Annotated in this window: 18 protein-coding genes; 11 read left to right on the top strand and 7 right to left on the bottom strand. The window is 67.2% G+C overall.

The features are described 5' to 3' along the window. Positions 1 to 10: 10 nt before the first annotated feature. The 7 genes from trpS to sdhC all read right to left on the bottom strand — a co-directional run bounded on the left by trpS (position 11) and on the right by sdhC (position 6,916). Positions 11 to 1,024, bottom strand: a complete 1,014-nt coding sequence (gene trpS, locus AC1C2R_RS01970) for a tryptophan--tRNA ligase (protein ID WP_495378757.1) — start codon at positions 1,022 to 1,024, stop codon at positions 11 to 13. 36 nt (positions 1,025 to 1,060) lie between these two features. Then, complete coding sequence (locus AC1C2R_RS01965; RefSeq protein WP_495378756.1) at positions 1,061 to 1,900, bottom strand: exodeoxyribonuclease III; 840 nt, start codon at positions 1,898 to 1,900, stop codon at positions 1,061 to 1,063. 9 nt (positions 1,901 to 1,909) lie between these two features. Then, positions 1,910 to 3,196 (bottom strand): YihY/virulence factor BrkB family protein, encoded by a 1,287-nt coding sequence (locus tag AC1C2R_RS01960; RefSeq protein ID WP_495350866.1) that lies wholly within the window; start codon positions 3,194 to 3,196, stop codon positions 1,910 to 1,912. A gap of 267 nt (positions 3,197 to 3,463) precedes the next feature. Beyond that, entirely contained in the window at positions 3,464 to 4,219 is a 756-nt protein-coding gene (locus AC1C2R_RS01955) for a succinate dehydrogenase iron-sulfur subunit (RefSeq protein ID WP_495350865.1), read from the bottom strand. Continuing rightward, complete coding sequence (gene sdhA, locus AC1C2R_RS01950) at positions 4,219 to 6,042, bottom strand: succinate dehydrogenase flavoprotein subunit (RefSeq protein WP_495350864.1); 1,824 nt, start codon at positions 6,040 to 6,042, stop codon at positions 4,219 to 4,221. The genes AC1C2R_RS01955 and sdhA overlap by 1 nt, the downstream gene beginning before the upstream one ends. A gap of 7 nt (positions 6,043 to 6,049) precedes the next feature. Further along, on the bottom strand, positions 6,050 to 6,481 hold the full coding sequence (locus AC1C2R_RS01945; RefSeq protein ID WP_495350863.1) for a succinate dehydrogenase hydrophobic membrane anchor subunit: 432 nt from the start codon (positions 6,479 to 6,481) through the stop codon (positions 6,050 to 6,052). Between the two features lie 12 nt (positions 6,482 to 6,493). Next, on the bottom strand, positions 6,494 to 6,916 hold the full coding sequence (sdhC, locus tag AC1C2R_RS01940; protein WP_495350862.1) for a succinate dehydrogenase, cytochrome b556 subunit: 423 nt from the start codon (positions 6,914 to 6,916) through the stop codon (positions 6,494 to 6,496). 189 nt (positions 6,917 to 7,105) lie between these two features. Between sdhC and AC1C2R_RS01935 the strand changes: the two genes are divergently transcribed. From AC1C2R_RS01935 to AC1C2R_RS01885, 11 genes are all read left to right on the top strand, one after another. Continuing rightward, positions 7,106 to 8,224: a mannose-1-phosphate guanylyltransferase gene (locus AC1C2R_RS01935; RefSeq protein WP_495378755.1), complete on the top strand. Its 1,119-nt coding sequence runs from the start codon at positions 7,106 to 7,108 to the stop codon at positions 8,222 to 8,224. Between the two features lie 26 nt (positions 8,225 to 8,250). After that, positions 8,251 to 9,321, top strand: coding sequence for a BMP family lipoprotein (locus AC1C2R_RS01930; RefSeq protein ID WP_495378754.1), 1,071 nt, complete (start codon positions 8,251 to 8,253; stop codon positions 9,319 to 9,321). 166 nt (positions 9,322 to 9,487) lie between these two features. After that, on the top strand, positions 9,488 to 10,576 hold the full coding sequence (locus AC1C2R_RS01925) for a BMP family lipoprotein (RefSeq protein ID WP_495350859.1): 1,089 nt from the start codon (positions 9,488 to 9,490) through the stop codon (positions 10,574 to 10,576). A gap of 167 nt (positions 10,577 to 10,743) precedes the next feature. Further along, positions 10,744 to 12,261, top strand: a complete 1,518-nt coding sequence (locus tag AC1C2R_RS01920; RefSeq protein WP_495350858.1) for an ABC transporter ATP-binding protein — start codon at positions 10,744 to 10,746, stop codon at positions 12,259 to 12,261. After that, positions 12,258 to 13,607: an ABC transporter permease gene (locus AC1C2R_RS01915; protein ID WP_495378753.1), complete on the top strand. Its 1,350-nt coding sequence runs from the start codon at positions 12,258 to 12,260 to the stop codon at positions 13,605 to 13,607. Before AC1C2R_RS01920 ends, AC1C2R_RS01915 begins: the two co-directional genes overlap by 4 nt. Further along, a complete protein-coding gene (locus AC1C2R_RS01910; RefSeq protein ID WP_495378752.1) occupies positions 13,604 to 14,920 on the top strand; it encodes an ABC transporter permease in 1,317 nt (438 codons plus the stop codon). The genes AC1C2R_RS01915 and AC1C2R_RS01910 overlap by 4 nt, the downstream gene beginning before the upstream one ends. Before the next feature lie 63 nt (positions 14,921 to 14,983). Next, positions 14,984 to 15,403, top strand: coding sequence for a cytidine deaminase (locus AC1C2R_RS01905; RefSeq protein ID WP_495350855.1), 420 nt, complete (start codon positions 14,984 to 14,986; stop codon positions 15,401 to 15,403). Then, on the top strand, positions 15,400 to 16,701 hold the full coding sequence (locus AC1C2R_RS01900; protein ID WP_495378751.1) for a thymidine phosphorylase: 1,302 nt from the start codon (positions 15,400 to 15,402) through the stop codon (positions 16,699 to 16,701). Before AC1C2R_RS01905 ends, AC1C2R_RS01900 begins: the two co-directional genes overlap by 4 nt. Before the next feature lie 175 nt (positions 16,702 to 16,876). Continuing rightward, positions 16,877 to 17,998: an adenosine deaminase gene (locus AC1C2R_RS01895; RefSeq protein WP_495378750.1), complete on the top strand. Its 1,122-nt coding sequence runs from the start codon at positions 16,877 to 16,879 to the stop codon at positions 17,996 to 17,998. 56 nt (positions 17,999 to 18,054) lie between these two features. Then, positions 18,055 to 18,513, top strand: a complete 459-nt coding sequence (locus AC1C2R_RS01890) for a PTS sugar transporter subunit IIA (RefSeq protein ID WP_495350852.1) — start codon at positions 18,055 to 18,057, stop codon at positions 18,511 to 18,513. Continuing rightward, positions 18,510 to 18,794: a PTS sugar transporter subunit IIB gene (locus AC1C2R_RS01885; protein ID WP_495378749.1), complete on the top strand. Its 285-nt coding sequence runs from the start codon at positions 18,510 to 18,512 to the stop codon at positions 18,792 to 18,794. The genes AC1C2R_RS01890 and AC1C2R_RS01885 overlap by 4 nt, the downstream gene beginning before the upstream one ends. Positions 18,795 to 18,796: the final 2 nt, after the last annotated feature.

The raw sequence follows: 18,796 nt of genomic DNA, 5'->3' as shown, positions 1-18,796 counted from the left end.
GGCAGCATGTTCAGCGCAAGCGCCGGAGGAACCCGACGCGGTCGTACACCGTCGCGAGAGTGGTCTCGGCGACCTCGCTCGCTCGGTCGGCGTTGACGGCGAGCAGGCGGTCGAGCTCGGCGGGATCGTCGAGCAGCTCGAGAACGCGGGAGCGGATCGGCTCGAACTCGCCCACGACGACCTCGGCGAGCGCCTTCTTGAAGTCGCCGTACCCGCGACCGGCGAACTCCTGCTCGATGTCGCCGATCGTGCGGCCCGAGAGCACGGAGAAGATCGTGAGGAGGTTCGAGACGCCCGGCTTGTGCTCACGGTCGAAGCGCACTTCGCCATCGGTATCGGTCACGGCGCGCATGATCTTCTTCGCAGTGGCGGAAGGCTCGTCGAGCAGCCAGAGGATGCCGGCCGGCGTCTCACCCGATTTCGACATCTTCGACGTCGGATTCTGCAGGTCGTAGATGCGCGCCGTCTCGCGCTGGATGACGGGCTCGGGCAAGACGAAGGTGTCGGCGCCGAAGCGCGTGTTGAACCGCGCAGCGAGATCGCGCGTGAGCTCCACATGCTGCTTCTGGTCGTCACCTACGGGCACGATCTCGGTCTGGTAGAGCAGGATGTCGGCGGCCATGAGCACGGGGTAGGCGAAGAGGCCGACGCTCGTGGCATCTGCCCCCTGCCGCTGCGACTTGTCTTTGAACTGCGTCATGCGTCCGGCTTCGCCGAAGCCGGTGATCGTGTTGAGCACCCAGGCGAGCTGGGCATGCGCAGGCACGTGCGACTGCACGTAGAGCGTCGAGCTCGAGGGGTCGATGCCCGCTGCGATGTACTGCGCGGCCGTGCGCCGGGTCTTCTCACGGAGTTCGGCGGGGTCTTGAGCCACGGTGATGGCGTGCATGTCGACGACGGAGAAGAAGGCGTCGTGCGTCGACTGGAGCTCTTTCCACTGCAACAGGGCGCCGATGTAGTTGCCGGCGTGCAGCGAGTCGGCGGAGGGTTGCATGCCCGAGTAGAGGCGGGGTTTGGCAGTCATGGGGTTCCTTCGAGAGTGCGGCCGCGGTGCGGCAGGTCAGATGGCGTAGTCGACGACCACGGGGGCGTGGTCGGACCATCGCTTGTCCCAGGCGTCGGCACGATCGATGACGTACGAGACCGCGGTCTCGGCGAGCGCTGGGGTCGCGAGCTGGTAGTCGATACGCCAGCCCGTGTCGGTGTCGAAGGCCTTGCCGCGCTGCGACCACCAGGTGTAGGGGCCGTCGACCTCGCCGGCGAATCGGCGGCCGAGGTCGACCCAGCCGAGCCCGGCGCCCGCGTTGTATGACTCGTCGTCTTCGGCGCCGACGAAGCGGTCGAAGTAGGCGCGCTCTTCGGGCAGGAAGCCTGCGTGCTTGACGTTGCCCTTCCAGTTCTTGATGTCGAGGGTGCGGTGCCCGACATTCAGGTCGCCCACGATCACGGCGAGCGCCGAGTGCTCGGCGAGCCGCGGCATCCGCTCGACCATCGCGTCGAGGAATTTGTACTTCTCGACCTGTTTCGGGGTGTCGACCACACCGGAGTGCACGTAGGCCGAGACCACGGTGACGATGCGGTCACCGACCTCGTAGTCGGCCTCGAGCCAGCGGCCGGCGCTGTCGAAATCGGTCGCGCCGAGTTCGACGCGATGGATGCTCGCCCGGTTGCGGCTCGCGATCGCGACACCGGCACGGCCCTTGGCGGTCGCGGGGTCGTGCAGGATGTCCCACTCTTCGCCGAGGAGCCCCTGCAGATCTTCGGTCGAGGCGCGAACTTCTTGCATCGCGAGGATGTCGACGTCGCGCGCGGCGAGCCACTCGCCCATGCCCTTTCGGAACGCGGCACGCACTCCGTTGACGTTGACGCTGGCGAGACGGAGGGGCTTCGCAGAAGGCATGGATCGATCCTACGGGAGGCCTCCGACGTCGGATCGCGGGCCGATCGGTGCAGCGGATGCCTCGAGCTCGGAAAGCTCCTGCTCGGCATTCGCGAGACGACGTCGTGCGGAGAAACGCCCGATCCAGTTGGCGGTGTCGAGTTCCCGTTGCGCCTCGCGCACCCGCACTCGCGCGGCGGTGACGAGGGCCCGGTGCTCCTGTGCGAGCTGTTCCGCCGCGAGTTGCTCGGGTGTCACCTTGCGCAGGGACTCGTGCGCGTCGGAGGCCTCGACCGCGATCCAGCTCGCGGCGACGAGGATCACGATGCTCGTCAGCCTGAACCAGAGGAGAAGTCCGATGAACACCGTGAACGTGGCGAGGAGCGGGTTGGTCGTCACGCTCGAGACGAGCCAGCCGCCGAGGATCTGCAGCACCGACAGCGCGGCGGAGCCGAGCAGCGAACCGACCCACATGCGCCGCCACGGCATGGCCGCGCCCGAGAGGAAGCGGAACATGACCGCGAGGGCGAGCGTGTCGATCACGAAGACGACGACGATCGCGCCGAACTGCACGAAGAAGCCCGACCAACCGGCCTCGCTCGGCAGGCCCAGGAGGCCGAACAGCCAGCCGAACAACGACGTCGCCACCACTGAGAGCACCGCCGCGAGCATGAGGATCGCGCCGAAGGCGAACCCCGCGAGGAAATCGCGGGCCTTCAGCAGCGCGTAGGCGCGGGTGTCCTTCGGTAGCCCGAAGATGCTGCGCACAGCCATGCGCGCGTAGGTGATCCACCCGATGGCCGTCCAGATCAGGCCCGCGAGGGCGACCGCGCCCGTCCAGCCGAAGAGGCTCGTGCTCGAGGAGGCGATCTTGGTGAGTTCGTCGGGGTGGATGACGCCCTCGTCACCGATGAGTCCGGGGGCATACGTGTTCAACAGGCTCACGAAGGCGTCGAGTGTCTCCTTGCTTCCCGTCAGCCAGATGCCGGCGACGGCGAAGACGACGTACGTCGCCGCGAAGATCGCGAAGAGCGCCTGGTAGCTCATGCCCGACGAGAGGATGAAGCCGTTTCGGCTGAGGAAGTGGCGCCAGACCCGAACCGGGAAGAGCTCCATCGTCTTCTGGGTGATCGTGCTGACCTTGCTGATCGGCTCTTCGAGGCGCTCGCGGATCGGCTGGCTGAACTCGTCGAACCGTTCCTTCGCCGATCGAGACGTGCCGTTCAGATCGAGCGGATCCTCTGCGAGAGGCGCCTCACGCCCGCCGTCGTCGTTGCGTCCGCCGCGCAGGCGGTCGGTGGCATCACGCTCGCTCACGCTCCAACCCTAGCGACGGGCATCCGGATTCCAGTGCCAGCACTGACCGCGTCTCAGCGCTCGCCCCGTGGGCGAGCCCGTTCGCGTGCCGCAGACTCGAGCCAAGCAAGATGACAAGCCCGGCAAAGCCTGCGAAAGCCGGACGAACCAGCGCACCACCCGCACCCGGGCATTTCGCCGATCGGCGACATCATCCCGAGTGGCGCTGGACACGAGGAGCGGGCCGGGTGCATCAGCACCGGCCCGTTTCGTCGTCTCTGCGTCGGACTACGGCTTACCGCGCATGATGGCCTGCTTGACCTCTGCGATCGCCTTCGTCACCTCGATGCCGCGAGGGCATGCCTCGGTGCAGTTGAAGGTCGTGCGGCAGCGCCACACGCCCTCTTTGTCGTTGAGGATGTCGAGGCGGGTCTGGGAGCCTTCATCGCGCGAGTCGAAGATGAAGCGGTGTGCGTTCACGATCGCAGCGGGGCCGAAGTACTGGCCGTCGGTCCAGAAGACGGGGCACGACGAGGTGCACGCCGCACAGAGGATGCACTTCGTGGTGTCGTCGAAGATGGCTCTCTCGGCGACCGATTGCACGCGCTCCTTGCCCGCTACGGGTGCTGGGCCCGCGATCAGGAACGGCGCCACCTCACGGTAGCTCGCGAAGAACGGCTCCATGTCGACGATGAGGTCCTTCTCGAGCGGCAGGCCCTTGATGGCCTCGACGTAGATGGGCTTGGAGATGTCGAGGTCTTTGATGAGCGTCTTGCACGCGAGTCGGTTGCGGCCGTTGATGCGCATCGCGTCGGAGCCGCAGATGCCGTGCGCGCAGGAGCGGCGGAATGTCAGCGAGCCGTCTTGCTCCCACTTGATCTTGTGGAGGGCGTCGAGCACGCGGTCGGTCGCGAACATCTCGACGTCGAAGTCCTGCCAGCGCGGTTCGGTGTCGACCTCGGGGTCGAAGCGTCGGATCAGGAAGGTGACGGTGAACGACTGGATCGCATCCGCCGGCGGCTTCTCGAGCGTTGCAGTGCTCATCAGTACTTCCTCTCCATGGGCTGGTAACGGGTGATCGTGACCGGTTTCCAGTCGAGCCGGATGTGGTCGGCCGCGTCGGACGAATGCGCGTCGCCCGACAGGTACGCCATCGTGTGCTGCATGTAGTTCTCGTCGTCGCGCTTCGGGAAGTCGTCGCGCATGTGGCCGCCGCGGCTCTCTTTGCGGTTGCGCGCGGAGTAGACGACGACTTCGGCCAGGTCGAGCAGGAAGCCGAGTTCGACGGCCTCGAGCAGGTCGGTGTTGAAGCGCCGGCCCTTGTCGTGCACCGCGACGTTCTTGTACCGCTCGCGGAGCGCGGCGATGACCGTCGTCACGTGCTCGAGCGACTCGTCGGTGCGGAACACCTGGGCGTTCTTGTCCATCTCGTCTTGCAGATCTTTGCGGATCGCGGCGATGCGCTCGGTGCCATTCGAGTCGCGGAGCTGTTCGAGCATGCCGCGCACCGCGGCGGCCGGGTCATCCGGGAGCGGGGTGAAGTCGACGTTCGCCACGTAGGCGACGGCGTTGTTGCCTGCCCTCTTTCCGAACACGTTGATGTCGAGCAGGGAGTTCGTACCGAGGCGGTTCGAACCGTGCACCGAGACGCACGCGCACTCGCCGGCGGCGTAGAGCCCCGGCACGACGGTGTCGTTGTCGGAGAGCACCTCTGCGGCCACGTTCGTCGGGATGCCGCCCATCGCGTAGTGCGCGGTCGGCATCACGGGCACGGGCTCGTACACGGGGTCGACGCCGAGGTACGTACGGGCGAACTCGGTGATGTCGGGCAGCTTCGTCTCGAGCACCTCTGCACCGAGGTGGGTGCAGTCGAGCAGTACATAGTCCTTGTGGGGGCCGGCGCCGCGCCCCTCTGCGACCTCCTGCACCATGCAGCGCGCGACGATGTCACGGGGTGCGAGGTCTTTGATGGTCGGGGCGTAGCGCTCCATGAAGCGCTCACCGCTCGCGTTGCGGAGGATTGCACCCTCACCGCGGGCACCCTCGGTGAGCAGGATTCCGAGACCGGCGAGGCCGGTCGGGTGGAATTGGAAGAACTCCATGTCTTCGAGCGGCAGGCCCTTGCGCCAGATGATGCCGACGCCGTCGCCCGTGAGGGTGTGGGCATTCGACGTGGTCTTGTAGATCTTGCCGAACCCGCCGGTCGCGAAGATCACGGCCTTGGCCTGGAAGACGTGCAGCTCACCCGAGGCGAGGTCGTAGGCGACGACGCCCGACGGCTGCTTCGTCTTCGATCCATCGGGCCCGTCGACCTCGGTCATGACGAGGTCCAGCACGTAGTACTCGTTGAAGAAGTTGATGCCGAGCCGCACGCAGTTCTGGAAGAGCGTCTGCAGGATCATGTGACCCGTGCGGTCTGCCGCGTAACAGGCGCGACGCACGGGCGCTTTGCCGTGATCGCGAGTGTGGCCGCCGAAGCGTCGCTGGTCGATCTTGCCCTCGGGCGTGCGGTTGAATGGCAAGCCCATGTTCTCGAGGTCGATGACCGCGTCGATCGCCTCTTTCGCGAGGATCTCGGCCGCGTCTTGGTCGACGAGGTAGTCGCCGCCCTTGACGGTGTCGAAGGTGTGCCACTCCCAGTTGTCTTCTTCGACGTTCGCGAGCGCCGCGGCCATGCCGCCCTGCGCAGCGCCCGTGTGCGAACGGGTGGGGTAGAGCTTGGAGATGACCGCGGTCTTGGCGCCCGGGCCGGCCTCGATCGCCGCACGCATGCCGGCGCCGCCGGCGCCCACGATGACGATGTCGAACTGGTGGTAGTGGACGCCGTCGATGACCTGGGTCTCGGCGTCGGCGTTCTGGGTGTTCACGGATCTCCTATGCAGCGCAGAACGAGGGAAGCAGGTCGGCGGGTGCGCCCACCGGGCACGGCTCGAAGGTGAAGACGACGAGGGTGCCGAGGATGATGAGCACGGCAGCGGCAGCGAACAGGGCGCCCTTCAGCACCTTCTGCACGGTGCCCGGGCTCGTGTAGTCGTTGACGATCGTTCGCATGCCGTTGGCGCCGTGGATGAGCGCGAGCCAGAGCATCAGCACGTCCCACCACTGCCAGAACGGGTCGGCCCACTTGCCGCCGACGAACCCGAAGTCGATGGCCTTCACGCCGTCGCCGACCATGAGGTTCACGAAGAGGTGGCCGAAGATGAGCACGATCAGCACGACGCCCGACGCGCGCATGTAGATCCAGCCCCACTTCTCCAGGTTGACGCCGCGGCGGCGCGGGCGATCGGAGAATTCCATGGCAGTCATGTCCGCGGCTCCCTAGTGGCTGAAGACGTTGATGAGGTGGCGCGGCGCGAAAGCCAGCATCGTCACGACCCAGAGGGCGATGACGACGTAGAACAGCAGCTTCTGATGCCGGGTCGCCCACGACCAGAAATCGACGAGGATGATGCGCAGGCCGTTGAAGGCGTGGAAGACGATCGCGCCGACGAGGGCGACCTCGCCGAGGCCCATGATGGGCGTCTGGTAGGTGCCGATGACCGCGTTGTAGGCCTCGGGGCTCACTCGCACGAGCGCCGTGTCGAGCACGTGCACGAGGAGGAAGAAGAAGATCGCGACACCGGTGATGCGGTGCAGCACCCACGACCACATGCCCTCGTTTCCGCGGTACAGGGTGCCTCCGGGCCTCTGTCTCGCGGGCTTCGCGGGTGCGGTCAGGGTTCCCGCCGAAGTCTCTGGCATGAACAACCCTCCTTGGCTGTGTGCATCGCCCCGAACGCGGGCGGATTCGGGCACACGACCCGGTTCGAGTGTAGACCCGCACCCAGTCGAGCCGCCGCCAAGGCGCGCCTAACTCTCTCGACATCGAGATAACGGATGCCGCGGCACTCGTCTCTCCTGGCTGTCACGCACTCCGGTTACGCTGTGCTGATGGACGCAACCCCCATCGACGGCTTCTACAGCGTCATCCCCGCCGGCGGTGTCGGATCGCGGCTCTGGCCGCTCTCCCGCGCCGACGCGCCGAAGTTCCTGCACGATCTCACCGGCTCGGGCCAGACGCTCCTCAAAGACACCTGGGATCGCCTCGCGCCGCTCTCAGGCGCCGACCGCATCATGGTCGTGACGGGTCGCGCGCATCGCGCCGCGGTCGAAGCTCAGCTGCCGGGCCTCGCCGACCACAATGTGGTGCTCGAGAGCGAGCCCCGGGACTCCACGGCCGCGATCGGGCTCGCCGCAGCGATCCTCGAGCGCCGCGAGCCCGGCGTCATCGTCGGCTCCTTCGCGGCCGACCATGTGATCTCGGGTACCGCGCTCTACCGCGCGGCCGTCGTCGACGCTGTCGCTGCCGCTCGGGCCGGGTACATCGCGACGATCGGCATCACGCCGACCGAGCCGGCGGTCGGCTTCGGTTACATCGAATGCGGGGCGTCCATCGAGGTCGAGGGCGCCGCGCATGTCGAGGCGGTCGCGAGCTTCGTCGAGAAGCCCGATCTCGCAACGGCCAAGCGCTACCTCGCGGGCGGCAAGCACCTCTGGAACGCGGGCATGTTCATCGCCCGGGCCGACGCGCTCCTCGCCGAGATCGCGCGCAACAAGCCCGAGCTGCACGCGGGTCTCGTCGAACTCGCGGCGGCGTGGGACGACCCCGACACGCGCGGCCCCGCCGTCGATCGCATCTGGCCGCGGCTCGAGAAGATCGCGATCGACTACTCGGTCGCAGAGCCGGCCGCTGCCTCGGGTCGCCTCGCGGTCATCCGCGGTCACTTCGCGTGGGACGACGTGGGCGACTTCGCCTCGCTCGCCAAGCTCAACACCGCGGGCCGCTCCGGCGAACTCGCGATCCTCGGCGAGAACGCCCGCGTGCTCTCCGACGCGTCCAGCGGCATCGTCATCAGCCGCTCGAAGCGGGTCATCAGCTTGATCGGCGTGCACGATATCGTCGTCGTTGACACGCCGGATGCGCTCCTCGTCACCACGAGCGAGCACGCGCAGCGAGTCAAAGCGGTCGTCGATGCCCTTCGGCTCGGCGGTTCGAGCGACGTGCTCTAGCGAGCGCGAGAGAGCGGGGTTTCCGGATGTCTCTGGGTCGAAGCATCATCGCGGGTGCGACGTTGGTCGCGGCATCCGTCGCCCTCGTCTCGTGCGCTCCTGCGCCCGACGGCGGTGAGGGCGGCGAGGCGAGCGAATCGTGCGTGCGGATGGTCACGAACTCGGGCGGCCTCGAAGACCGCTCCTTCAACCAGTCGAGTTGGGAGGGGCTGCAGGCGGCCGAAGACGAGTACGACGTCGCCGCCGAGGCGATCGTCTCCACGGGTGAGACAGACCTGGCGCCGAATGTGCAGCAGGCGGTCGACTCGGGCTGCGAGCTCATCGTCACCGTCGGATGGGAACTGGCCGAGTCGACGCTCGACCAGGCGGGCAAGAACCCCGACCTCGCGTTCGCGATCGTCGATGAGACGGTCGACGCCGAGAACGTGAAGCCGGTCGTCTTCGACACCGCGCAAGCGGCGTATCTCGCCGGCTATCTCGCGGCGGGCGTCTCGAAGACGGGCGTCGTCGCGACGTTCGGCGGCGGCAACCAGCCGCCGGTCACCCTCTTCATGGACGGCTTCGTCGACGGCGTCGCGAAGTACAACGAGGTGCACGGCGCCCAGGTGCGCGCGCTCGGCTGGGACAAGGCTGCGCAAGACGGCGCGTTCACGGGAGACTTCGAAGACGTCAACAAGGGCAAGACCCTGACCGAGAGTTTCATCGACCAGGGCGCCGACGTGATCCTGCCGGTCGCAGGCCAGGTCGGCGAAGGCGCGGCGGCCGCGGCACTCGAACGCGGCGGCGTCTCGATCATCTGGGTCGACAGCGACGGCTACGAATCGCTCGGGGCCGAGCTGCGCCCGGTAATCCTCACGAGCGTGCTGAAGAACACTCAGGATGCGATGGTCCAGATCGTCGGCGCGGTGCTCGATGGGGCGTTCGACAATGAGCCGTTCATCGGCACGCTCGAGAACGGCGGGGTCGAGATCGCGCCGTACCACGATCTCGCCACCCTCGTGCCGCCGGCGCTCGACGGCGAGATCGAGGGGCTGCGTCAGGCGATCATTGCCGGCGAGATCATCGTGGAGTCGCCGAGCGCTCCTGAACGTCGCTGACCACTCCCGTTCTCGGGGGTCTCCGTACTGCTCATATGAGCAGAACATCGCGTCTTGATAACCATTGGATGTCGTGACCCCTCGGGCCGTGGCGCTCGCCGCAACATTCGGTAACGTGACTGCACGAGCCTCGGAACGGTCGGGGCGACAGTCTTTGGAGGACACAGTGAAGGTCACGACCAAGAAGGCCGCGCTCGGCGGCCTCGCGTTGTTCGGTGCAGCCGTACTGCTCGCCGGTTGCGCATCCGCACCCGAAGAAACGGACGGCGGTGGCGAAGCCATCGACTTCCAGCCCTGCATGGTGTCCGACTCGGGCGGTTTCGACGACAAGTCCTTCAACCAGCTCGGCTTCGAGGGCGCCACGAAGGCGGCCGACGAGCTCGGCGTCGAACTCAAGAGCGTCCAGTCCGACTCCGAAACCGACTACGCGCCCAACCTGACGAACCTCGTAGACCAGGGCTGCGACCTCATCGTCACGGTCGGGTTCGCGCTCTCGGCGGCCACCGTGGAGTCCGCTCTGGCCAACCCCGACATCGAGTACGTCATCATCGACGACGCGGCCGACAACGACTTCGATGGCGAGGTCGACGCGCCGAACATCAAGCCGATCCTCTTCGACACCGCCCAGGCCGCCTTCCTCGGCGGCTACGCGGCGGCCGACTACACCACGACCAACGTCGTCGGCACCTTCGGCGGCCAGAACTTCCCGACCGTCTCTATCTTCATGGACGGCTTCAAGCAGGGCGTCGACTACTACAACGAGCAGAAGAACAAGGGCGTCACAGTGCTCGGCTGGGACGGCACCGACGGCCTCTTCACCGGTGGCTTCGAAGCCAACGACATCGCGCGCCAGACCGCGCAGGGCCTCCTCGACCAGAACGTCGACGTGCTGCTGCCCGTCGGTGGCCCGATCTACCAGTCGGCTGCTGCGGCGATCCGCGACTCCGGGGCCGACGTCGCGCTCATGGGCGTCGACGCAGACTTCACCGAGACCGACCCGTCGGTCGCAGACCTCGTGCTGACCTCGATCCTCAAGGGCATCGACGTCGGTACCTACGAGGCCGTGCTCGCTGCAGGCAACGGTGAATTCGATCCCACGGCGTTCATCGGCACCCTCGAGAACGAGGGCGTCGGCCTCGCGCCGTTCCACGACTTCGAGTCGAAGGTCTCGCCGACGCTCCAGGGTGAGCTCGACGACCTGAAGGCTGCGATCATCGCGGGCGACGTGACGGTCAACTCCTACCTCGTCGGCTGAGTCGAGAGCGGCACGCATCGGGGAGGTCGGCTTGCCGGCCTCCCCGATCCTCGTTCGATTCCGCGCGTTCGCGCACGTCTCGCAACATCTGAGCGGTCCCGATTCGGGTCCCACAACATCCGTGCAGCATCTCCGACAGATGCGGCACCGTCACTAGGATCGGGAGCATGAAGCTCGAACTTCGCGGCATCACGAAGCGATTCGGCAGCTTGGTCGCCAACGACCACATCGACCTCACCGTGGAGGCCGGAGAAATCCATGCGCTCCTCGGCGAGAACGGCGCAGGCAAGTCGACGCTCATGAACGTGCTCTACGGCCTGTATCAAGCAGACGAGGGCGAGGTGCTCCTCAACGACGAGGTCGCACATTTCGCCGGCCCGGGCGACGCGATGGCAGCCGGCATCGGCATGGTCCACCAGCACTTCATGCTCATCCCGGTCTTCACCGTGGCCGAGAACGTGATGCTCGGCCACGAGTCGACGAAGGCGGGTGGCATCCTCGACTTGGCCACTGCGCGCGCCAAGGTCAACGAGCTCTCCGCACGCTTCGGCTTCCATGTCGACCCCGACGCCCTCGTCGAAGACCTCCCGGTCGGCGTGCAGCAACGCATCGAGATCATCAAGGCTCTCTCACGAGACGCGAAGCTGCTCGTGTTCGATGAGCCGACGGCGGTGCTCACGCCGCAAGAGACCGACGAGTTGATGGGCATCATGCGCCAGCTCAAAGAGGCTGGCACCTCGATCGTCTTCATCACGCACAAGCTGCGAGAGGTGCGTGAGGTCGCCGATCGCATCACCGTCATCCGGCTGGGCAAGGTCGTCGGCGAAGCGTCGCCCACGGCGACGAACGCTGAGCTCGCGTCGCTCATGGTCGGCCGTGCGGTCGAGTTGACGGTGCACAAAGAAGAACCGAAACTCGGCGATTCGGCGCTCGTCATCGAGGGACTCACCGTGATCGACCCGATCGGGCAACTCGTCGTCAACGACGTGAGCTTCACGGTACGGCGGGGCGAGATCCTCGCCGTCGCGGGCGTACAGGGCAACGGGCAGACCGAACTCACCGAGGCGCTCCTCGGGCTGCAACCGCGCGTGCAGGGGTCGATCACGCTCGACGGCATCGACCTTACGGGCGCCGGCGTGCGCAAGATCCTCGAATCAGGCGTCGGCTTCGTGCCCGAAGACCGAAACGAAGACGGACTCGTCGGCGAGTTCACGATCGCCGAGAACCTCATGCTCGACCGCAGCGAGAGCCCGCCTTTCGTGCGGGCCGGCAACTTGCAGCGGAGTGCGCTCGCCGAGTTCGCGCGCGAGAAGATCCAAGAGTTCGACATTCGGGCGCAGGGCATCGACGAGCTCGTGCAGCAGCTCTCCGGTGGAAACCAGCAGAAGGTCGTGCTCGCCCGAGAGCTCAGCCGTGAGCTTCGGCTGCTCGTCGCCGCGCAGCCGACGCGCGGCGTCGACGTGGGCTCGATCGAGTTCATCCACAAGCGCATCGTCGCTGCCCGCGACGCCGGCGTGCCCGTCGTCGTCGTCTCGACCGAGCTCGATGAGGTCGGGGCACTTGCCGATCGAATCATGGTCATGTACCGCGGACGCATCGTCGGCATCGTCCCGGGAGACACGCCTCGTGACGTACTCGGACTGATGATGGCCGGCGAACATCCCGCAGAAGGAGCCGCCGCGTGAGCGATCCCCAACCGCCCCGGGCCGACGGCGTCGGCGCGAGCTCGCTCGACGCCGACGCCGACGCCGCGCTCGAGGAGCCTGGCGCCATCGAACCCGAGGCTGCCGCCGTCCGGGCTCCCGACGGCGGCGACGTGCCGCCGCCCTCGAAGTGGCACAAGATGCTGAACCAGATCGCGACGGGCAACGCCATCATCTCGGTGCTCGCGGTGGTTCTCGCGCTCGTCGTCGGGGCGATCATGATCGCGTTCACCGACGAGCGAGTCCAAGAGACGGCCGGCTACTTCTTCTCGCGCCCGAGCGATCTGCTCCTCGCCGTGTGGCAGTCGGTATCGGGGGCCTACTCCGCGCTCTTCCAGGGCTCGATCTACAACTTCCGCCGAGACACGTTCATCGACGGCATCCGCCCGCTCACCGAGACACTGACGTTCGCGACGCCGCTCATCGCCGGTGGCCTCGGCGTGGCCCTCGCGTTCCGCGTCGGCATGTTCAACATCGGTGGTCGCGGCCAGATGCTCATCGCGGCATCCGTTGCCGGCTGGATCGGCTTCGGCTTCGACCTGCCGTGGGGCGTCCACATGCTGGTCGCCCTCGTCGGCGGGCTCGTCGGCGGCGCACTCTGGGCGGGCATCGCCGGATTCCTGAAAGCCCGCACCGGTGCGCACGAGGTGATCGTCACGATCATGCTCAACTACGTCGCGTTCTACCTCGTGTCGTGGATGCTGCGCACTCCTGGTCTGCTCCAGGCGCCCGGCTCATCGAATCCGAAGACCCCGGGCATGAAAGAGACCGCGATCTTCCCTGCGATCCCCGGGTTCAACCTGCACTTCGGATTCGTTCTCGCGATCATCGCGACGATCGTGGTGTGGTGGATCCTCAGCCGGTCGAGCCTCGGCTTCAAGTTCCGCGCCGTCGGCCTCAATCCGAACGCCGCACGCGTCGCCGGCATCAACGTGAAGGGCATGTACGTCTACGCGATGCTCATCAGCGGCGCGTTGCTGGGACTGGCTGGTGTGAGCCAGGTGCTCGGCACCGTCACGACCGGCTTCACCGCCGGCATCGACGCGGGCATCGGCTTCGACGCGATCACGGTCGCGCTGCTCGGGCGTTCCACCCCGTGGGGTACGTTCGTCGCCGGAATCCTCTTCGGCGCGTTCAAGGCCGGAGGGTTCTCGATGCAGGCCGCCGAAGGCGTTCCGATCGAGATCGTGCTCGTCGTGCAGTCGCTCATCGTGCTCTTCATCGCCGCGCCGCCGCTGGTCCGCACGATCTTCGGCCTGCCCGACCCCGACGCCAAGCCGAGACGATCCCGCAAGAACCGCACGAAGGGGGAGGTGAAGGCGAAGTGAGCCGAACCGTGGAACATCAGCGCGTCGCGCCTCAGCCGGAATCGCTCGACACGACGGTCGTGATGAGCTGGAAGGCACCCATCGCCTTCGGCATCTTCACGCTCGTCGCCCTCGCCCTCGCGGTGTTCACGCCGCGAGAGGGGGTCACGACCTACCGGTGGTCGCGTGAAGCCGACACCATCCAAGTGCCCGACCTCGTCGTGCCGGCGATGGCGACGATCTGGACGGTCGTCGCCCTGCTCGCCGTGGCGACGTTGTACTCGGCGCTGCTCGTGCGATCGAAGCGCCGAGTGCCGCTCTGGCTCATCGTCGTGTTCGCGATCCTGTTCATGTTCGCCTTCCTCACCTGGGCCGGCGCCGGAGCATCGCTGCCCATGATCGGCCTCCTGTTCGGTTCGCTGAGCCTCGCGGTGCCGCTCATCTTCGGTTCGCTCGCGGGCGTGATCGGCGAACGCGCCGGCGTCGTGAACATCGCCATCGAGGGGCAGCTGCTGGCCGGCGCTTTCACCGCGGCGGTCGTCGCCTCGATCGTTTCGTCGAGCACCGGCCAGGGCTGGCTCGGGCTCACCGCCGGAGTGATCGCGGCGATGGTCGCGGGAATGCTGGTCGGCATGGTGCTCGCCGCATTCTCGATCAAGTACTTCGTCGACCAGGTCATCGTCGGTGTCGTGCTCAACGTTCTCGTCGTCGGCCTCACGAGCTTCTTTTTCTCGCAAGTGCTCGCCCCGAACTCGGCTCTGCTCAACAGCACCGCCCAGCGCTTCGAGCGACTGCCGATCCCAGTGCTCAGCGAGATCCCGATCATCGGGCCGGTGCTGTTCCGGCAGACCCTCATCGTGTACCTCATGTACGTCGCCGTCGCGCTCGTCTACGTCGGGCTCTTCCACACGAAATGGGGTCTGCGTGTCCGCGCGGTCGGAGAGCACCCGCAGGCGGCCGACACGGTGGGCATCAAGGTCAATCGCACCCGCTTCTGGAATGTCGCGCTCGCCGGCGCGCTCGCCGGCCTCGGCGGGACGTTCTTCACGATCGGGTCCGGCATCGCGTTCAACAAGGAGATGACCGCCGGAGCCGGATTCATTGCCCTCGCCGCCGTCATCTTCGGCAACTGGGATCCGATTCGGGCGACGCTTGCCGCCCTCTTGTTCGGCTTCGCATCGAACCTGCAGAACACCCTCTCGGTCATCGGCTCGCCGGTTCCGAGCGAGTTCATGCTCATGTTGCCGTACGTCGTGACGATCTTCGCCGTTGCCGGGTTCGTCGGAAAGTCCCGCGCACCCGCTGCAGACGGCAAGCCGTACATCAAGTCCTGACCGATCCGATCGCGACGCGATCCGATCCACCTCGAACCGAACGATCCTGAACGGGGGAGCACCATGACCGCAACGGATGCGATCGACTGGAACGAGCTCCGCGGGCGCGCCCGCGAGGCGATGGCGAAGGCGTACGCGCCGTACTCGGGATTTCCGGTCGGCGCTGCCGCGATCGTCGACGACGGCCGCATCGTGAGCGGATGCAACGTCGAGAACGCCTCCTACGGCGTCACTCTCTGCGCCGAGTGCTCGCTCGTCTCGGCGCTCGTCATGTCGGGCGGCGGCAAGCTCGTCGCGTTCGCCTGCGTCGACGGGCACGGCGGCGTGCTGATGCCGTGCGGGCGTTGCCGGCAGCTGCTCTACGAGCACTCCGCCGAAGGCATGCTGCTCGACACGGTCTCGGGCATCAAGACGATCGACGAGGTGCTGCCCGACGCGTTCGGCCCGCGGCAACTCGCCGAATTCAAGGGAACACACGCATGAGCGCGGTCGAACCGTTCGATGCCGTCGACCTGATTCGCGCCAAGCGCGACGGCCACGAACTCGAGACCCCCGAGATCGACTGGCTCATCGACGCGTACACGAGGGGCTACGTCGCAGACGAGCAGATGTCGGCGATGACCATGGCGATCTTCCTGAACGGCATGACTCGCCGCGAGATCCGTGACCTGACGATGGCCATGATCGCCAGCGGTGAGCGCATGGACTTCTCGGGGCTCGGTAAGCCCACGAGCGACAAGCACTCCACCGGGGGCGTCGGCGACAAGATCACTCTGCCGCTCATGCCGCTCGTCGCGACGTTCGGCGTCGCGGTGCCGCAGCTCTCGGGTCGCGGGCTCGGTCACACCGGCGGCACGCTCGACAAGCTCGAGTCGATTCCCGGCTGGCGGGCCGAGATCACGAATGACGAGATGTTCGCACAATTGCGCGACGTCGGCGGCGTGATCTGCGCGGCGGGTGCGGGCCTCGCCCCAGCCGACAAGAAGCTCTACGCGTTGCGTGACATCACGGGCACGGTCGAGGCGATTCCGCTCATCGCCTCCTCGATCATGTCGAAGAAGATCGCCGAGGGCACGGGCGCACTCGTGCTCGACGTGAAGTTCGGTTCGGGTGCGTTCCTCACCGACATCGACCGTTCGCGCGAGCTCGCCCGCACGATGGTCGAACTCGGCGAAGACGCGGGTGTCGCGACCTCCGCCCTGATCACGAACATGAACGTGCCGCTCGGCCTCACGATCGGCAACGCCAACGAGGTGCGCGAATCGGTCGAGGTGCTCGCCGGTGGCGGACCAGCGGATGTCCGTACGCTCACCGTCGCCCTCGCACGCGAGATGCTCGCGCTCGCCGGGCGGCCCGACGTCGATGTCGAGGCGGCGCTCGACGACGGCCGTGCGATGGACACGTGGCGCCGCGCCATCCGGGCCCAGGGCGGCGACCCCGACGCCGCGCTTCCTGTGGCGCGCGAGCAGCACGTCGTGACGGCCGAGCGTGACGGTGTGCTCGTCGCGCAGCAGGCGCTGCCGTTCGGCATCGCTGCGTGGCGTCTCGGCGCCGGCCGGGCTCGCAAGCAGGACCCCGTGCAGCATGCCGCCGGTATCGAACTGCACGCCAAGCCCGGCGACGCCGTGCGAAAGGGCGAGCCGCTCTTCACGCTGCACGCCGACGAGCCGGCTCGCTTCGCGCGGGCGCTCGAGGCCGTCAAGGGGGCGTGGCGCATCGGCGATGCCGGCGACCCCATCGACGACGGCGGCCCGCTCATCGCCGACCGCATCGGTCGCTGATCGCTCGTCCCGCACGATCCTTCGTCGCCGCGAGTCGCTCATCTCCTCACGCTCTTCTCCTCACGCCTCACGCTCCGCTCTTCGCGTCCCGACGTTCCGCGTCTCTCGACCGTCTTCACCGTCTTGCTTCGAGAATGCCGAGACTTCGCGGGCGGCCTGTCGCTATCGTTGACTCGTGAACACGATTCCGACGGAGTACCGCCTCGAAGGCGACGGCACGAACATCCAGTCCCTGCCGAAGATCTCGCTGCACGATCATCTCGATGGCGGCGTGCGCCCGCAGACCCTCATCGAACTCGCCGACGAGATCGGGCTCGACACGCCGGCCGCCGACGCTGAGGCGCTCGGTCGATGGTTCACCGATCAGTCGAACTCGGGTTCGCTCGTCGAATACCTGAAGACGTTCGACCTCACGACGGCCGTCATGCAGACGCGGGCGGGCCTCAGCCGCGTCGCGCGCGAGTTCGTGCAAGATCTCGCGGCCGACGGCGTGATCTACGGCGAGATCCGCTGGGCGCCTGAGCAGCACCTGACGCGCGGCCTCAGTCTCGACGAGACCGTCGAGGCCGTGCAGGCGGGCATCGAGCAGGGCATCGACGACGCCCGGAGCCAGGGCCACGGCATTCTCGCCGGCCAGCTCGTCACCGCCATGCGGCACGCCGAGCGCGGCCTCGAGATCGCCGAGCTCGCCGTGCGTCACCGCGACCGGGGCGTGGTGGGCTTCGACATCGCCGGCGCCGAGGCGGGGTTCCTGCCGAGTCGCCACCGCACGGCGTTCGACTACCTCGCGAGCCAGTACCTGCCGGTCACCGTGCACGCCGGCGAGGCCGATGGGCTCGAGTCCATTCGCAGCGCGCTGTTCGACGGTCGTGCCCTGCGTCTCGGCCACGGTGTGCGCATCGCCGAAGACCTCCTCATCGATCGTCAAGACGACGAGAACACCTACGTGTCGCTCGGTCCGATCGCCCAGTGGGTGCGAGACCGTGAGATCGCGCTCGAGCTGAGCCCGTCGTCGAACCTGCAGACCGGCGCGATCGCCGCGTGGGGCGATGAACTCATCGACCACCCGTTCGACCTGCTGTACCAGCTGGGCTTCCGTGTGACGGTCAACACCGACAACCGCCTGCAGTCGGGCACGAGCCTCACTCGTGAGCTCGCGCTCCTCAGCGATGCCTTCGGCTACGACCTCGACGACTTCGAGACGTTCCAGTTGAACGCGGCGGCATCGGCATTCCTGCCGCTCGACGATCGCGAGCAGCTCATCGAGCAGATTCAAGACGGCTTCGACGAAGCCTGACGCGCGTTTGCCCCGATCCACCGCGCGCCCGCCTGCATCACCCTGAACGGACCCACATGACCCTCCCGCCGCTTCCCGACGACGCGATCGTGCTCGGTGCGCACGTCGACGACTGGCGCGCCGCGGTCCGCGAGGCGGGCCGCGCACTCGTGCGCTCCGGGTCGACCCGTTCGGAGTACGCCGAGCGCATGATCGCGGTGATCGAGGAGTTCGGCGCCTACGTGGTCATCGCCCCGGGCCTTGCGCTCGCGCATGCCCGACCCGGCTCCGATGTGCGCCGCGAGGGGCTCGCAGTCGTGACGCTCGCCGAGCCGGTGCCGTTCGGTCACCCGCACAACGATCCGGTGCGAGTGGTCGTCGGACTCGCAGTGTCGAACGCCGAAGAGCACGTGGCATCCGTCGCCAAGCTCGCCAACGCATTCAACGACAGTGGCATCGTCGGGCGCATCGCGAGGGCGACCACGGCCGACGAGGTGCGTGCGCTGCTCGGCTACGCCGGCGAGGCGGGCGCATGAAGATCATCGCCGTCTGCGGGCTGGGCATCGGCACCTCCGCGATCCTGAAGGTCAACGCCGAGCGCGCACTCGACCGCCTGGGGCTCTCGGCCGATGTCGATGCGAGCGACCTCGCTGGCATCGCGGCAGCGGCTGCGGATGCACAGGTGATCCTGACCTCGACCGAGCTGGCAGAGGCGGTGCGCACCGCGATCGGTCGCAGCTTCGCCGAGATCATCGAGGTCTCGAATTACTTCGACGTCGACGAGATCGGCGCGAAGCTCGCGACCTCCCTCGGCTGACG

The organism is Agromyces sp. Y182, from assembly GCF_059445385.1.
Note: the sequence above shows the minus strand (reverse complement) of the source record. Positions and strands in the feature narration are given on the sequence as shown.

Coding starts and splice junctions, on each gene's coding strand:
- trpS (WP_495378757.1), bottom strand. CDS start 1,024: ATGACTGCCAAACCCCGCCTCTACTCGGGCATGCAACCCTCCGCCGAC.
- AC1C2R_RS01965 (WP_495378756.1), bottom strand. CDS start 1,900: ATGCCTTCTGCGAAGCCCCTCCGTCTCGCCAGCGTCAACGTCAACGGA.
- AC1C2R_RS01955 (WP_495350865.1), bottom strand. CDS start 4,219: ATGAGCACTGCAACGCTCGAGAAGCCGCCGGCGGATGCGATCCAGTCG.
- AC1C2R_RS01945 (WP_495350863.1), bottom strand. CDS start 6,481: ATGACTGCCATGGAATTCTCCGATCGCCCGCGCCGCCGCGGCGTCAAC.
- sdhC (WP_495350862.1), bottom strand. CDS start 6,916: ATGCCAGAGACTTCGGCGGGAACCCTGACCGCACCCGCGAAGCCCGCG.
- AC1C2R_RS01935 (WP_495378755.1), top strand. CDS start 7,106: ATGGACGCAACCCCCATCGACGGCTTCTACAGCGTCATCCCCGCCGGC.
- AC1C2R_RS01930 (WP_495378754.1), top strand. CDS start 8,251: ATGTCTCTGGGTCGAAGCATCATCGCGGGTGCGACGTTGGTCGCGGCA.
- AC1C2R_RS01920 (WP_495350858.1), top strand. CDS start 10,744: ATGAAGCTCGAACTTCGCGGCATCACGAAGCGATTCGGCAGCTTGGTC.
- AC1C2R_RS01905 (WP_495350855.1), top strand. CDS start 14,984: ATGACCGCAACGGATGCGATCGACTGGAACGAGCTCCGCGGGCGCGCC.
- AC1C2R_RS01900 (WP_495378751.1), top strand. CDS start 15,400: ATGAGCGCGGTCGAACCGTTCGATGCCGTCGACCTGATTCGCGCCAAG.
- AC1C2R_RS01890 (WP_495350852.1), top strand. CDS start 18,055: ATGACCCTCCCGCCGCTTCCCGACGACGCGATCGTGCTCGGTGCGCAC.
- AC1C2R_RS01885 (WP_495378749.1), top strand. CDS start 18,510: ATGAAGATCATCGCCGTCTGCGGGCTGGGCATCGGCACCTCCGCGATC.